This is a genomic window from Alphaproteobacteria bacterium, assembly GCA_040905865.1.
Lineage (GTDB): Bacteria > Pseudomonadota > Alphaproteobacteria > UBA8366.
This window is the reverse complement of record JBBDQU010000029.1, coordinates 1-14,101: the sequence shown is the minus strand read 5'-3', so window position 1 is coordinate 14,101 and position 14,101 is coordinate 1. Positions and strand designations below refer to the sequence as shown.

General features: G+C 64.3%; 15 protein-coding genes. 4 read left to right on the top strand and 11 right to left on the bottom strand.

Annotation, left to right across the window (positions count from 1 at the left end):
• Nucleotides 1–3: 3 nt before the first annotated feature.
• Nucleotides 4–987, top strand: a complete 984-nt coding sequence (locus WD767_06090; protein MEX2615647.1) for a 2-dehydropantoate 2-reductase — start codon at nucleotides 4–6, stop codon at nucleotides 985–987.
• A gap of 9 nt (nucleotides 988–996) precedes the next feature.
• Here the strand turns inward: WD767_06090 and WD767_06085 are convergent, their stop codons facing one another.
• A complete protein-coding gene (locus tag WD767_06085; protein MEX2615646.1) occupies nucleotides 997–2,190 on the bottom strand; it encodes an MFS transporter in 1,194 nt (397 codons plus the stop codon).
• 195 nt (nucleotides 2,191–2,385) lie between these two features.
• Here WD767_06085 and WD767_06080 point away from each other — a divergent pair, with 195 nt between their 5' ends.
• Nucleotides 2,386–3,429: an Ldh family oxidoreductase gene (locus WD767_06080; protein MEX2615645.1), complete on the top strand. Its 1,044-nt coding sequence runs from the start codon at nucleotides 2,386–2,388 to the stop codon at nucleotides 3,427–3,429.
• Here WD767_06080 and WD767_06075 read toward each other — a convergent pair.
• The 6 genes from WD767_06075 to WD767_06050 all read right to left on the bottom strand — a co-directional run bounded on the left by WD767_06075 (nucleotide 3,421) and on the right by WD767_06050 (nucleotide 8,952).
• A complete protein-coding gene (locus tag WD767_06075; GenBank protein MEX2615644.1) occupies nucleotides 3,421–3,777 on the bottom strand; it encodes a VOC family protein in 357 nt (118 codons plus the stop codon). The two genes, WD767_06080 and WD767_06075, sit on opposite strands and share 9 nt — an antisense overlap.
• A 119-nt stretch (nucleotides 3,778–3,896) precedes the next feature.
• Nucleotides 3,897–4,805 carry an alpha/beta hydrolase gene (locus WD767_06070; GenBank protein ID MEX2615643.1) on the bottom strand — a complete coding sequence of 303 codons (909 nt, stop codon included), beginning with the start codon at nucleotides 4,803–4,805 and terminating at the stop codon, nucleotides 3,897–3,899.
• A gap of 5 nt (nucleotides 4,806–4,810) precedes the next feature.
• Nucleotides 4,811–5,746 (bottom strand): alpha/beta hydrolase, encoded by a 936-nt coding sequence (locus WD767_06065; protein MEX2615642.1) that lies wholly within the window; start codon nucleotides 5,744–5,746, stop codon nucleotides 4,811–4,813.
• A gap of 29 nt (nucleotides 5,747–5,775) precedes the next feature.
• Nucleotides 5,776–7,296, bottom strand: coding sequence for a tripartite tricarboxylate transporter permease (locus WD767_06060; GenBank protein MEX2615641.1), 1,521 nt, complete (start codon nucleotides 7,294–7,296; stop codon nucleotides 5,776–5,778).
• Between the two features lies 1 nt (nucleotide 7,297).
• Complete coding sequence (locus WD767_06055; protein ID MEX2615640.1) at nucleotides 7,298–7,807, bottom strand: tripartite tricarboxylate transporter TctB family protein; 510 nt, start codon at nucleotides 7,805–7,807, stop codon at nucleotides 7,298–7,300.
• Nucleotides 7,808–7,932: 125 nt separating this feature from the next.
• Entirely contained in the window at nucleotides 7,933–8,952 is a 1,020-nt protein-coding gene (locus tag WD767_06050) for a hypothetical protein (protein ID MEX2615639.1), read from the bottom strand.
• A gap of 251 nt (nucleotides 8,953–9,203) precedes the next feature.
• On the opposite strand from WD767_06050, the gene WD767_06045 reads away from it, so the two are divergent.
• Nucleotides 9,204–10,022, top strand: a complete 819-nt coding sequence (locus tag WD767_06045) for an alpha/beta hydrolase (GenBank protein MEX2615638.1) — start codon at nucleotides 9,204–9,206, stop codon at nucleotides 10,020–10,022.
• A gap of 2 nt (nucleotides 10,023–10,024) precedes the next feature.
• Here WD767_06045 and WD767_06040 read toward each other — a convergent pair whose 3' ends face one another.
• A complete protein-coding gene (locus WD767_06040; protein ID MEX2615637.1) occupies nucleotides 10,025–11,380 on the bottom strand; it encodes an MmgE/PrpD family protein in 1,356 nt (451 codons plus the stop codon).
• A gap of 62 nt (nucleotides 11,381–11,442) precedes the next feature.
• Between WD767_06040 and WD767_06035 the strand changes: the two genes are divergently transcribed.
• Complete coding sequence (locus WD767_06035; protein ID MEX2615636.1) at nucleotides 11,443–12,360, top strand: TIGR03619 family F420-dependent LLM class oxidoreductase; 918 nt, start codon at nucleotides 11,443–11,445, stop codon at nucleotides 12,358–12,360.
• Nucleotides 12,361–12,403: 43 nt separating this feature from the next.
• On the opposite strand, the gene WD767_06030 is transcribed toward WD767_06035, so the two are convergent.
• The 3 genes from WD767_06030 to WD767_06020 are packed head-to-tail and all read right to left on the bottom strand — an operon-like array spanning nucleotide 12,404 to nucleotide 13,961.
• Nucleotides 12,404–12,709, bottom strand: a complete 306-nt coding sequence (locus WD767_06030) for a helix-turn-helix transcriptional regulator (protein MEX2615635.1) — start codon at nucleotides 12,707–12,709, stop codon at nucleotides 12,404–12,406.
• Nucleotides 12,702–13,031 carry a type II toxin-antitoxin system RelE/ParE family toxin gene (locus WD767_06025; GenBank protein ID MEX2615634.1) on the bottom strand — a complete coding sequence of 110 codons (330 nt, stop codon included), beginning with the start codon at nucleotides 13,029–13,031 and terminating at the stop codon, nucleotides 12,702–12,704. The genes WD767_06030 and WD767_06025 overlap by 8 nt, the downstream gene beginning before the upstream one ends.
• A 42-nt stretch (nucleotides 13,032–13,073) precedes the next feature.
• Nucleotides 13,074–13,961 (bottom strand): NAD(P)-dependent oxidoreductase, encoded by an 888-nt coding sequence (locus tag WD767_06020; protein ID MEX2615633.1) that lies wholly within the window; start codon nucleotides 13,959–13,961, stop codon nucleotides 13,074–13,076.
• Nucleotides 13,962–14,101 lie beyond the last annotated feature (140 nt).

Genomic DNA, 14,101 nt, shown 5'->3' with positions numbered 1-14,101 from the left:
ATCATGAAAATCACCATATTCGGCGCCGGCGCGATCGGCGGTCATCTGGGCGCGCTGCTCAGCCGGAACGAGGTCGATGTCAGCCTTGTCGCGCGCGGCGCGCATCTGGAAGCGATGCGCGACAAGGGGCTGAAACTGACCATGCAGGGCGAGTCATTCGTCACCCGTCCGCGGGTAACGGACGATCCATCGACGCTTGGGCCGCAGGATTACGTGGTCGTTTCGCTGAAATCGCATCAGGCGCCGGGCGTCGTGGATGCGATGCAGCCGCTGCTCGGTCCCGATACGACCGTGGTGACGGCGATGAACGGCGTGCCCTGGTGGTATTTCTACAAGCTGGCCGGCGCCCATGAGGACTACCAGATCAAGGCGGTCGATCCGGACGGCAAGCAGTGGAACGGAATCGGGCCGCAACGCGCCATCGGCTGCATCACCTATGTCGCCAGCGAGGTCACCGCGCCCGGCGAAATCGAATCCGGCGGCCAGATGCGCTATTACATCGGCGAGCCGGACAATTCGGAATCCGAACGCGCGAAACGCTTCCAGGCCGTGGTCGACAAGACCGCCATCGACGCCCGGCTTCGCACCGATCTGCGGCGCGATATCTGGGTCAAGATCATGGGCAACGCCGCCTACAATCCGATCAGCGCGCTGACGATGGGCACCATGGGCGACATGGTGAACGATCCCGGGGTGGAGGATATCCTGCGCAAGGTCATGGCGGAGGTTATCGCGGTCGGCCGGGGGCTGGGGGCGGAACCCAACGCGTCGATCGAGGAACGGATCGTGGGGACGCGACACGGCGCCGCCGGTCACAAATCGTCCATGCTGCAGGATCTGGAGCGCGGCCGGATGATGGAAATCAACCCCATCGTCGGCGCGGTGGCCGAGGTCGGAAAACTGGCCGGGGTCGATACGCCGACCATCGACACGGTGCTGGCGCTGGTAAAGCTGCGGGCCAGACTGGCGGGCCTGCTGCCGGAATAACCACCGGGGTCAGGTGTTCGGCGCGGCCGGCGTTTTCCGGGGCGGGAAGAACAGCATAACGCCGACGACCAGCGCCGGGACGGCGCAGACCAGGAAACCGATGCGGTAGCTGCCGGTCACGCTGAGCAGCAGCGAATAGACCAGCGGCATGGTCAGCGCGCCAAGCTGCCCGAAGGACAGCATGCCGCCGGTCACCGCGGCCGCGGCGCCTTTTGGCGCGAGGCGCACCGCTTCGGCCAGCATCACGCCGTGCCAGGAAAACACCGTGGCGGTCACGCCGGATGCGATACCCATGAGCATCAGCGTCGTCCAGCTTGCCTCGAACAGGCATGTCGCGGCCACCGTCGCCGCCATGCCGATGGACAGGATCGCCATCAGTATCCGGGGGGACACGTATCCGCTGCTCAGCCAGCCCCAGAAGATACGGCCCGGCACGGCAACGGCCGTCGCCACGGAAAACACGATCCCGGCGGCGGCCATCGTATGGCCCAGATACACCAGATAGACGATGAAATAGGTCGTGACCGTCTGCTGCAGCCCGTTGAAAATGAAGCAGGCGATGGAAAGACTGCGCATTTCCGGCAGACCGATGGCCAGCATGATGGTGCTCTTGAAATCGGAAAAGCGGAATTTCCGCGTCATGTCCTTGTCGCTGTCGAATTCCTTGTGCAGCGGTTCCAGCATGATGGCGAAGACGACGCAGGCGGCCGCGATGACCAGCAGGGCGCCTTTCCAGCCGAAATGATCCGTCAGATAGGGACCGATCAGGCCGGCGATCAGCAGCCCGGCGGGGACGGCGGTCTGTTTGATGGAAAACACCAGCGGCGCGTATCTGGGCGGGGAATAGCGGCCGAGCAGGTGCGAACTCGCCGGCGTCGACAGGGCGAAGCCGCCGCCGATAATGGCGGACAGGGCGAACAGGATCAGATAACCCGGGGTCGCAATCGCCATGCCGACGGCCAGGGTGATCAGCGCGAACTGGCTGATTCGAAGCGACCCGTAACGCAGGATGAAACTGCCGCAGCCGGTCTGGACAACCAGCGCGGCGGCGGCGGAAATGGCGAAGTAGATGCCAAGCCATGCGGGATCGATCTTGAGGTCGTCGAAGATCGCGGGCGCCACGACCGCCGGCAGGACCTTGCCCAGTGCAATGAACGTCTGTTGCAGAAACATCGAACCAAGCGCGAGCAGAAGCCACTTCACCGAATGTTTCCCAATACAGAGTTCGCTGGTTGATCGCGCCCGGCGCGCCGTACCGGCAGGGGTCGACAGGTTGCGCAGAATAGCACCCTAACCCTAATTCCCTATTAACCGCTTCGGAAGCCTCTTTTTTTGCATGGCTCCCTCCCGCATGCGGTAGGCTGGCGCGATGCCGTCCCCTGAAGAAAGAATCCCGCCGTGAATGATATTTTTTCCGCCGAAGAACTTCTCGCCTTTGCCGAGCGCAGCTATCGCGCCCTGGACGTCCCGGCGGAATCCGCAACGCTGCTGGCGGATACGCTGGTGCAGGCCGACCTGTGGGGCCACCAGTCGCACGGCGTCATGCGGACCTTCTGGTATGGCGACCGCTTCGTTACCGGGGCCATGAAACGCGACGTGGAACCGGAATGGGTGATGGATGCGGGTGCGCTGGCGGTGCTGGACGGCCGCGACGGTATCGGCCAGGTCATCACGAAACTGGCGATGCAGGATGCGATCCGGCGGGCGAAGATCCACGGAATCGGCGCCGTATCGGTCCGCAATTCCGGCCATTTCGGCACGGCGATGTATTTCACGCGCATGGCGGCGGCGGCAGGCTGCATCGGCTTCCTGTCGACCAATGCCAGCCCGGCGATGGCGCCCTGGGGCGGCCGGGAAAAGACGGTGGGCAACAACCCCTGGTCCATCGCCGCCCCCGGCGGCCGCTATGCGCCCATGGTGCTGGATATCGCCAATACCGCGGTGGCGCGCGGCAAGCTCTATCTCGCCCGGCAGCGCGGAGAACCGATCCCCGATACCTGGGCGATGGACCTGGACGGCAACCCGACCACCGATCCCGTCGCCGGAATCGCCGGGACCATCCTGCCGATGGCGGGGCACAAGGGCTACGCGATTTCCGCGATGATGGATGTGCTGTCCGGCGTGCTCAGCGGCAGCGGCTTCGGGCCGCAGGTCAACGGCCCCTACCAGGCGGACGCAGCCAGCAATGTCGGCCATCTGGCGATGGCGATCGATATCGCCAGATGCCGGCCGCTCGCCGAATTCAATGCGGACATGGAACGGATGATCGAAGGATTGAAGGACACGCCGCGCGCCGAAGGGGTCGACGAGATATTCTATCCGGGCGAACTGGAAACGCGGGCCGATGCGGAAAACCGCAGGAACGGCGTGCGCCTGCCGCAGGATACGCTGATCGACCTGAACGAGAACGCGTCCAAACACGGCATTGCGCCGTTAGGGTAGCGGCTTCGCGAAGCTGAGTTCGTGGCCGTCCGGGTCCTTCATGTGGAAATAGCGTTCGCCCCAGGGCGCGTCGGACGGCGGGGCCTCGGTTTCGTGTCCCGCCTTCCGGACCCGGTCATACATGGCGTCGACATCGTCGACATGGATGATCGTCCGGCCCCAGAGCGGCAGCGGCGCGGCGGCGGGTTCCGTCGCCGCGATCAGGTTCAGCCAGGTCGGCCCGACCGGAAAGCTCGTGAAACCGTCGCTGGCGCCGTCCCGGGCGACGAAGCCCAGGCTTTCATAGAAACGGACCGACCGCGCCATATCCTGCGTGACGAGGGTGACCGCGCTGATGATCCGGAACATGGCGAAGCCTCCTTTTCGTTTTGCGGGCGATATCCGCCAAACCTACGGCAAATCGGGGTGGAGAGGGACGATATTGCGCGACCGTCATGTATTCGTCGACGGCAAGCCCCGGCCGGCGCCTATTCGCCCAGCGTATCGATCCGCGCGGGCAGGGTCAGGAAGTCGCGCAGCACATGCCAGAACCGGGCCCGGTTGACGCCCAGGAACGAGACGTGCGCGCCGCCGGGAATGACGAAAAACTGCTTGTCGCCGTTCGGCAGCGCCTGGAAATAGGCCAGCAGGTCTTCCTCGGTCGCGATGCCGTCATGTTCGCCCCGGATGATCAGCACGGGGCAGGTCACCTTCGTCGGGTCGCAGACCGGCAGGTTGGCGCACATGTCCAGATAGGTGCCGGTCGGCACGGAATCGCACAGCTTCAGTTCCCGGTCGGCCAGCGCGTCGGCCACGCCTTCCTCCGACGTGCCGGGCATGTCCCGGTTGAAGATCGAATGGAAGAACGGGCGGTCGACCGGGCGCGTGTTGCTGGCCTTCCACTGGTCCAGTTTCTTGGCGCGCTCCTTCAGCGTCGGCGAGCCTTCGCCGGTCCACACGAAAGCGTCGAGGGCCAGCCGTTCGACATATTCCGGATGCCTGTCGGCGAAGGCGGCGGCCCGCAGCGCGCCGGAAGACGAGCCGTAGAATGCCGCCGAGGCAACGCCGGTTTCCCGGGTCACGACCGCCATCCCCGCATGCAGGTCCCGCGCGCCCTCGGCAATCGCCGAATTGCCCTCGGTCCTGTCGGAGCGGCCATACCCTTCATGGTCCAGCGTCCAGACATCGAAGCCGTATTCGGCGAATTTTTCCATCAGCGAATAGTCCGATTTCCCCGGAACATGCAGGTCGAACCCGCTGGGTCCGGAAAAGGACGAGCCGTGCACCAGGAACAGCACGGGCCGGGGCGCTTCGCCCGCCGCCGGCGCATCCAGGCGCTTGCGGAACATGAACAGCTTCACGCCGCCCTTGTCCGCCCAGTATTCCTGCTGCCACATGGCGGTCATCCTTTCAGATTGTCGAGGCGCGCCGGCATTTCCAGGAACGACCGCAACACGTGCCAGAAGCGGTGCCGGTTGATGCCGATGCCGGTGTTGTGCGCCTGGCCGGACATCATGACGATCTGCTTGTCCTTGTTCGGCAGGGCGGAGAAGAAGTTGAGCACGTCCGCATCGGCGGCGATGCCGTCATGGTCGCCGCGGAAGATCATCACGGGGCAGGCGACCTTCAGCGGGTCGACGACCGGCAGGTTGGCGCACATGTCGATATAGGTGCCGTTGGGCACGCTGCCGCCGCCATTGGCCATTTCCGCCGCCGCCGCGGCCGCCGGCAGTTCGGGGATGGTCAGGCCGACCACATCGCGCGAAAATATGCCGCGATACGAGGCTTCGTCGGCGGGCCGCCGGTTGGTCGCGCGCCATTCGTCCAGCCGCTCGGCGCGTTTCTTCAGGGTCGGCGAATCCTTGCCGGTCCACACGAACGCGGCCATGGCCAGCTTCGCGACCCGGTCGGGGCAGGCATTGGCGAAGGCGCCGGCCCGCAGCGCGCCGGAGGAGGAGCCGAAGAAGGAACAGGATTTCTGCCCCGTCGCGGCCTCCATGACCGGCATCGCGGCCTTCAGGTCCTCGACCCCGTCGGCGATGTAGGAATAGCCGTCCGTGCGGGACGACCGGCCATAGCCTTCATGGTCCATGGTCCAGACGTCGTAACCGTACCGGGCGAAGACATTCATCAGCGAATATTCGCCATGTCCGGGAACGTCCAGGTCGTATGACGTCCGCGCCGAAAACGACGACCCGTGGACCAGAAACAGCACCGGGCGCGGCGCTTCGGCCGGCGCGGCAAGCTGCTTGCGGAAGATGAACAGGTTCACGTCGCCTTTTTTGCCCCAGAATTCTTCGGCGCGGATCTCGGCGTTCTCATCGACGGTCTGGTTCATTCGTAAAAATTCTCCCGGTTGGGTGTGGTTTATGCGGTGGCGTCGCGATCCCGCGCCTTTCGGCGTCGCGCTTCCATAAGGTAGGGGAAGATAATCGACAGCAGGAGCATCGCCCAGAGAATGTTGCCGATGGTCGACGAGAAGACGACCATGACGTCGCCCTGGGCGATGCGCAAAGCGCGCAGGAAATACTGCTCCAGCAGCGGCCCCAGGATGACGCCGATCAGGATGGCGGCGACATGATAGCCGGTCTTGCGCGCGATATAGCCGATCACGCCGAACCCGAGCGCCAGGTACATGTCGAAGGTGTATTCGCGCGGCACGAAAGCCCCGACCAGCGTGAAGGCGATGATGATCGGCGCCATGTAGACGGTCGAGACCACCGTGATATTCGACATGTAGCGCGCCAGCGGCAGCACGGTCAGCATCATCAGCGCATAGGTGACCGCCATCGCGGTGAAGGGGCCATAGGCCAGTTCCGGCGAGTTCATGAACAGGTCCGGCCCCACGGTGACCCCGTGATACTGCAGCACCACCGCCATGATGGCGGCGGTCGCCCCGCCCGGCACGCCGATCACCAGCAGCGGGATCAGCGTGCCGGAGGTAACGCCGTTATTGGCCGCTTCCGGCGCGATAAGGCCCTCGATATGGCCCGTGCCGTACAGTTCCGGTGTTTTGGAAAACGTCCGCGACTGCTGGTAGGCGACGAAGGAGGCGATGGCCGCCCCGGCGCCGGGCACGACGCCGATGACCAGCCCGATCATGCTGGTCCAGACCACATGCCACCAGCGTTTGAGGGTTTCCCGCAACCCGTCGATGGTGCCGCCCCAGCCGCCCTTCTGCATCAGTTCCCGGCCGCGCTGGGTCAGGATGGATTCACCCTCGATGACGGCGAAGGCCTCCGACACGGCGAACAGGCCGACCAGCGCGGGGATCAGGGGCACGCCGTCATAGAGTTCCAGGAATCCGAAGGTGCCGCGCGGCGCCTCATAGACGACATCCGCGCCGACATAGCCGATCATCAGTCCGAAGAACCCCGCGATCAGCCCCTTCAGCGTGTCGCGCGCCGCGATGGTCGCGATCAGCGAAATGCCGAAGATCATGATCACGATCATCTCGACGCTGTGCAGGTAATAGGCAACCTGCGACAGCCAGGGCATCGCCAGCAGCGCGACGATGGTGGTCAGCAGCCCGCCCAGCACGGAGGAAACGAAGGAAATCGCCAGCGCCTGTTGCGCCTTGCCCTGCCGGGCCATCGGGTAGCCGTCCAGCGGCGTCGCGGCCGCCCCGGCGGTGCCGGGAATGTTCACCAGGATGGCGGGAATGCCGGCCCCCATGCGGGACGACGCATACAGCGCGATCATGAAGGTCAGCCCCGTTTCGGGATCCATCGCCAGGGTCAGCGGCAGCAGGATGATGATCGTGTTGGCGGCGCTGAACCCGGGAATGGCGCCGACGACCAGGCCAAGGAAGATCGACGGCAGGATCACCCACCAGAAGGTGAAGGTCCGCGCAAACTGTTCGATGAAGATATCGAGGGAAAACTCCATGTCAGAGCACCGACGCCATCAGGTTCTCGAACGGACCGGCCGGGAAGCGGGTGTCGAAGGCGTAGATGAACAGCAGCCAGCCGCCGAAGGACAGCACGGCGGAAACCGCGACGATGAAGCGTTTCCTGCGGCCCCCGTTTAGCAGCATCATCGCCAGCGACAGGAACAGGAAGGTGGTCAGGGTAAAGCCCAGCCACTGCACCAGGAAGATGAAGCCGAGCGTCAGCGCCAGCAGTCCCAGCCGGATCGGGATATAGGAAACCGGTTCGATCAGCCCGCCGATGCCCAGCGTCGCCTCGCCGCGCCGGACCTGAAGGAATGTGCGGATAAACAGCAGGCAGCACAGGAGGATCAGGACCGATCCGACGAACAGCGCGCTGACCTGTGCGGAAAACGGGACCTCGGTGATGGTGGTGAAATAATAGATCGAAAACAGGATCGCGGCGGCGGGAAGAAGCAGTTCGCCACCGATCGGTTTCGCCTTCGGCGTCGGTTCGAATTTATCGGCCATGACATGCTGCGCCGGAGGGGCGCACTCCGCTAGGGGGGACCAGATACGAAGGGATACGGACCGCAGGCGGCATGAATAGGATCAGGCCGCCTGCGCAATCGTCCGCTGGTTAATCGTCGCCGTGGTCAGCTTTTGCCGGTCAGCAGCGATTTGTACTCGGTGCCGATCCGCGTGATGTTCTCGACATATTCGGCGCAGGCCTTGCGGTCGCCATAGCCGATCAGCTCCCACGGCGCCTTGGTCTTGATGACGGCCTCCTTGTATTCCGGATCGGGAAAGACCTTTTCCAGCGACGAGACGAGCATGTCGTACCGGTCGGGATACTTGTCCGCCGCTTCCTTCTTGATGCCGAAGGCGCGGGCGCCCGCCACCAGCGGCGGCAGGTCCATGCCGAAATGGTCGTTGACGATAACCGCGTCGGGCATCAGGTCCGGCATGGTGTTCTTCGGTTCGAACAGGGCGATGACTTTCAGGTTCGTCTGCGCGATGACGCTGGAGGCCGGCAGGCAGCCGAAATCGACCTCGCCCGTGGTCACGCCCGCGCGGGTGTTGCGCCCGCCGGACAGGGGGACGAGGTTGAAGCTGGCGCCCGTCTTGGCGCCGAGCGCCAGCGTGCCCAGCGATGCCGGATGCGCCAGCCGGCTGGTGGCGCAGCTCAGCGTGCGCTTTTTGCCTTCCGCGACGACATCGTCGACGGTCTGCATCTTGCTCTTGTCGCTGACGAACATGACCGCGGGATCGGCATCGACCTGCGCGAAATAGAAATAGGCATCGAGCGGGAAGGTCGGTTCCTTCACCACCCAGTTCAGCACTTCCGGTCCCATATTGCCGAAGATCAGGTCATGGCAGTCTGCCGCGGCCTTGCCCATATAGGTTTCGTAGCCGACCCGGCCCGCCGCGCCCGGATAAAAGGTCGGTTCGAAATTCGTGTTCAGATATTTTTTCCATACGCCGGTAAAGGCGCGCAGGTTGCGGTCCGCGCCGCCGCCTTCGCGGGTCGGGACATAGACGTTGATATTGCGTTCCGGGAACCCGGCGGCAAAGGCCGCGCGGAACGGTAATGTCGACAGGGCGCCAAATCCGGCCGCCGCGCCGGCGCCCTTCAGAAGTCCGCGCCGCGAAAAACTGCTATCGGATTTACTCATGTTTCTTCCTCCCGTTTATTGAAACAACTGCCGTGTTTACGGTCTTTGATCCCGGCGCCCCGCATGCGGCAGGCTTTTTTTTATGACTCAATTCTTGTCGATTGCGCCGGACCGGTCAAGCACCCCGCCGGTCGGGAAAATAAAGGAAAAACGGTACCTTGCCGTTTTGCCGGATCGCCTGATACGGGTGGCTGGCCGCGGCGGGGCACGGCTGTTACGATTGCCTCTCCGATAAAAAAGAAAGGGCGCCGATGCCGGTATTCCGACTGGACCCCGAAGCCGACATGCACTACCGGGACGACGATTTCACCGACCCCTGGCGTCCCTCGGAAACGATCCTGATGCTGCACGGCAACGCGGAAAGCGGCGCGGTTTGGTTCGGCTGGGTGCCGCATCTGGCGCGCCATTTCCGGATCGTCCGGCCCGACATGCGGGGGTTTGGCCAGTCCACGCCGATGCCGGAATCGTTTCCCTGGACGCTCGACGGGATCGTGGACGATTACGTCCGCCTGATGGATTCGCTCGGTATTGAACGCTTCCACCTGGTCGGGGCAAAGCTCGGCGGCACGGTGGCCCGCCACTTCGCGGCCCGCCGCCCGGACATGGTGCGGACGCTGACCCTGGTCGGCACGCCGCGCCCGGACCGGGCCGAGGCGGCGGCGAATGTGCCGGGCTGGGTTGCCGAGTTCAGGAAACCGGGCGGGGTGGCGTCCTGGGCGGAGCGCACGATGCGCAGCCGCCTCGGCAGTGATTTTCCCGATGACGGCGTGACCTGGTGGACGGCGCTGATGGGGCGGACGGCGGCGTCGACGCAGCTCGGCTTCATGCAGAATATCCCCATGTCCGACATTTCCGCCGCCATGCCGAAGATAACCTGCCCGACCCTGGTCATGACGACGGAAGGCAGCGCGCTGGGCAGCGTCGAGGCGACGCGGAAATGGCAGCAGACCATCGCGCGGTCCCGGCTGCTGGTCCTGCCGGGCGATTCCTACCACGTCGCGGCCAGCGATTCGGACCGCTGCGCCAAGGAAACCCTGGCCTTCATCACCGAAGGCCACAAGGCGCTGTAAGATCAGTTCCCGCGCGCGAACACCGCGAACAGTTCGCCGATATCCGTCATGTCGTCGAGCCGGGCAACGAGATCGATCACCGCGGCGGCGTCCTCCCGGCTGCGATAGCCGCCGAACAGCCCGATGAACTTGTCCGTGACCTCGCTGTCGCTCATCGGGGCCATGGCGTGGCCCTTGGGATAGCGCAGGGCATGGCGGATTTCGCTGCCATCCGTCAGGCGCACGGCGATATCGCTGGGCGACGATTCCGGATAAATCGCGGTCAGGGCGCTGTCTTCCTCCACCGATGTCGCTGCCATCAGCGCCTTCATCCGCGGGTCATGCAGCCGCGCCGGGCTGAACGAGGCATCGCCGATTTCGCCGTCCAGCAGCGCCAGCCCGACCACATAGGGCAGGCTGTGATCCGCCGTTTCATGGGTTTCGGGTGCCCAGCGGCTCGGGTCGCTGCCCATCACGCGTTTCGCCGTGTTGTAGGTGCTGATTTTGATTGCGGCGATCCGGTCGGCCGGCGCCCGGTCGCGCAGTTCCAGTGCCGTCCACACGGCGGTCTGCCCGTGATAGCAGATCGGGAAGCATTTCAGATGGGTGCGGGTGATCCGGTCGGGCGCAACGCCGGGTTCCAGCGGCCAGTCGAACCTGCCGACCGCATCCCATAGCCCGTCCCTGCCCTCGATGGGCTCGAAGGGGCCGGTCACGCCGGACTGCGCCAGCAGGGCGGCGAAGACGCCGTTGCGCGCGCCATTGGCGGCGGCGCAGCCCTTCCAGGCGGAGAGCTCGCCCTGCCTTGTCTGATACATCGCCATGTTCGGCGTGATGGCCAGCGCCACCGCATGGCCCATCTGTTCCCGGTCCAGCCCGATCAGCCAGCCGGCGGCCAGGGCGGAGGCGACGACGCCGTAGACCGGCTGGTCCCAGCCGTCGGAGTTGATGTCGATCCCGTCGCAGAAGCTGCAATACACCTCGTAGCCCAGCGCAATGGCCGCGATCAGCGACCTGCCGTCGCGCCGGCCGATCTCGCTGGCGACCAGCACGGCGGCGATGATGTCGCTGGGATGGCCGCCGCTTTTCAGCCGGTACATGTCGCTGAGGTCCATGAAGCGCAGCATCACGCCATTGGCGAAGGCGGCCATTTCCGGCGCGGTCCGCTGGCCGGAGCCGAGAATCGTCGCCGGCGTATCCATCGTGTAGCGCCCAGCCAGCGCCCGCACCGACTGCGACAGCGGGTGGTCATAGGCGCCGGCGACGCATCCCAGCGTATCCAGCAGCCGCTGCCTGCAGGCCGCGACGGTCGCCGCCGGCAGGTTTTCGTATGCGATGCCCATCGCGTAATCGACGAGCCGTTCCGTTGTTGCGTCCATGACACCCTCTCGCCGGTCCGATACAGTCAGTCCAGCACACGCTATCAGGGAAGGGATGAAACATGAAGGTCGGGGTCAATCTGATCAATTTCGGGCCGTCGGCGAGCGCGTCGAGCCTGCGCCGCTGGGCGGAAATAACGGAGGCGCTCGGGTATCACCTGCTCATGACCTCCGACCATGTCACGGTGACCGCGGATGTGCATGCCCGGTATCCCGCGCCGTTCCACGAACCGCTGACGACGATGGGCTGGCTGGCGGGGATCACAAAGAAGGTCCTGATCGGCACGACGGTCATCATCCTGCCCTACCGCAGCCCGCTGGAAACCGCCGGGGCTTTTGCGAATGTGGACCAGTTGAGCGGCGGCCGCTGCATCCTGGGCATCGGCGTCGGCTGGGCGAAGCAGGAATTCGCGGCGCTGAACGTGCCGTTCAACCGGCGTGGCGCGATGACCAATGAATATCTCGCCGCGATCCGCGAATTATGGACAAACGAGGTTGCGAGTTTCGAGGGCGAATTTGTCCGGTTTCAGGATGTGCGGTCGTCGCCAAGGCCGGTCCAGGACCCGCACCCGCCGATCTGGGTCGGCGGGGCCAGCGACGCGGCGATGCGCCGCGCGGTCCGTTACGGCAATGGCTGGCATCCGATCCGCATAAAGCTTTCCTGGCTGCGCGATACCGGCATTCCGCGCCTCACCGAAATCGCCGCCGCCGAAGGCATGCCGGTACCGGCCCTGTGCCCGCGCATCCGGCTGCGTCTGACCGACGCGCCGCAGCCCGAAGCCGACCGCATCGCCGGCGAGGGCACAGTCGAACAGGTGCTCGCCGACATGCGGGCGCTGGAGGCGCTGGGCTGCACCCATGTGCTGCTGGACACCTATTACGACGATATCGAGGCGACGCGGGATGTCGAGGCATCCTGGCGCATGCTCGCCGTCATGGCCGAACAGGTGCTCGACCTGGCGGGAGAAACGGTGCGGTGATTGCCATGAAAGATTGCAGTATTCCGTGAAACCGGAGGCGCATCTATGGCTTGGCTGGATCGGGTTCGAACTCTATCCTGACCCGATAGCCCAGCACACGGGCATATTCCTCAATGGTTGTCAGGCGCGGCGAACTGTCAGTATTGACACTCTCCAGCCTCGAAATATTGCTTTTCTTGGTACCGAGAAGGGTCGCCATCTCTTCCTGGGTAAAACCTCTCGCCTTGCGCATGGCGATCATGTCGCGCTTCATCGCATAGGCGGGAGCCACCTCGTCATAGGCGGCCTTCACGTCCGGACGCCGCAGCGCTTCGTCGCGGAATGACTTGAATGTCGGTCGGTCAGTCATTGTTGCGTACCTCCTGCATGCGTTTGCGCGCCACTGCCATGTGCTTTTTTGGAATCTGCTGCGTTTTCTTGATGAACGTATGCAGAATCACAATTTCCTGACCCTTCAGGGTGCAGAAAAGCGATCGGGAAATTCCCTCCCGGCCCTTCGCACGAATTTCAAACAATCCCTTGCCCAGTGGCGCTGTATGCGGACGACCGAGCGAGGGACCGAACGTTTCGATCATTTCCAGGATATGCAGTAGGTTCGCCAATATCCCCGTCGGCAATCCCAGGGCCTCGTCTTTTACGACCTCGCTGTAAAAACTGATTGTCCACGGCATGGAAAATATTATCAAATAAGATAACTTTTGTCGATAGCCATTTCATTTTCTCTCAATCGTCAGCCCCGCCCTGGCGGCGACATGTTTCATGATCGCGGTGGAGCGTTCGTTGTCGCCGCCATGGGCGATGGCGTTGTCATAGGCCGCCTTCGCCGCCACGCCCATATCGGTCGGCGCGCCCAGGCGCTGCGCTTCCTCGACCGCGAGCGTGATGTCCTTCTGGCTGATCTTCATGTTGGCGCCGCCAAGGAACCGGCCCGTCCGCACCGCCTCCGCCAGCGGGCCCTCGGTCTGGCTGTTGCGGCCGGTGCTGACATTCAGGATGTCCAGCATGACCGAAGGGTCGAGCCCGAACCTGATCCCCATGGTCAGGGCCTCGCAGGTGCCGACCGCCTGGACATTGTTCACGTAGTTGTTGGCCAGTTTCATCATCTGGCCGCCGCCGGGAATATCGCCCAGGTAGAAGACGTTCTCGCCCATCGCCTCGAAGGCCGGCCTGCAGGCGTCGAACGCATCGCGCGGGCCGGACGCGATGACCGTCAGCGTGCCGTCCACCGCCTTGCTGATATGGCCGCTGACCGGCGCGTCCAGGGTCGCGATGCCGGTGCCGTCGAAGATACGGCGCAGTTCCTGCGCCGGGGTCGGGCCGGTGGTCGACATGTCCACATAGATCCTGATCGCCGATCCCGTTGCCGCTTCGGCGGCGACGCTGCGCATCGCGCCCAGCGTGTTCAGGCAGACCATGACGATCTCCGCCCGGTTCGCCACATCGGCGGCGCTGGCGCCGCGCCGCGCCCCATCCGCGACCAGCGCGTCCAGCCGGTCAGCCTGCGTGTCGTAGACGACGACGTCGAATCCCGCCTTCATCATGTTGCGCACCATGGGGCCGCCCATGTCGCCGACGCCGATATAGCCGATTATTGCTGCCATACGCCCCTCCCTGGAGATTCAGGCCGGAGTGTTCGGTTTTTTTGCCGGTACAGCAAGGGGCGGGTTGATTCATGGTGTGTCCGATGCAGGGCCCCGAACTCAGGTTAACGCTGTTTACGTGTTTCCGTTGGCGTGATTCT

Bases quoted from the DNA above. Each gene is read 5' to 3' on its own strand.
- WD767_06090 (MEX2615647.1), top strand. From the start codon at position 4: ATGAAAATCACCATATTCGGCGCCGGCGCGATCGGCGGTCATCTGGGC.
- WD767_06075 (MEX2615644.1), bottom strand. From the start codon at position 3,777: ATGTTCCGGATCATCAGCGCGGTCACCCTCGTCACGCAGGATATGGCG.
- WD767_06070 (MEX2615643.1), bottom strand. From the start codon at position 4,805: ATGTGGCAGCAGGAATACTGGGCGGACAAGGGCGGCGTGAAGCTGTTC.
- WD767_06065 (MEX2615642.1), bottom strand. From the start codon at position 5,746: ATGAACCAGACCGTCGATGAGAACGCCGAGATCCGCGCCGAAGAATTC.
- WD767_06060 (MEX2615641.1), bottom strand. From the start codon at position 7,296: ATGGAGTTTTCCCTCGATATCTTCATCGAACAGTTTGCGCGGACCTTC.
- WD767_06055 (MEX2615640.1), bottom strand. From the start codon at position 7,807: ATGGCCGATAAATTCGAACCGACGCCGAAGGCGAAACCGATCGGTGGC.
- WD767_06050 (MEX2615639.1), bottom strand. From the start codon at position 8,952: ATGAGTAAATCCGATAGCAGTTTTTCGCGGCGCGGACTTCTGAAGGGC.
- WD767_06045 (MEX2615638.1), top strand. From the start codon at position 9,204: ATGCCGGTATTCCGACTGGACCCCGAAGCCGACATGCACTACCGGGAC.
- WD767_06040 (MEX2615637.1), bottom strand. From the start codon at position 11,380: ATGGACGCAACAACGGAACGGCTCGTCGATTACGCGATGGGCATCGCA.
- WD767_06035 (MEX2615636.1), top strand. From the start codon at position 11,443: ATGAAGGTCGGGGTCAATCTGATCAATTTCGGGCCGTCGGCGAGCGCG.
- WD767_06030 (MEX2615635.1), bottom strand. From the start codon at position 12,709: ATGACTGACCGACCGACATTCAAGTCATTCCGCGACGAAGCGCTGCGG.
- WD767_06025 (MEX2615634.1), bottom strand. From the start codon at position 13,031: ATGCCGTGGACAATCAGTTTTTACAGCGAGGTCGTAAAAGACGAGGCC.
- WD767_06020 (MEX2615633.1), bottom strand. From the start codon at position 13,961: ATGGCAGCAATAATCGGCTATATCGGCGTCGGCGACATGGGCGGCCCC.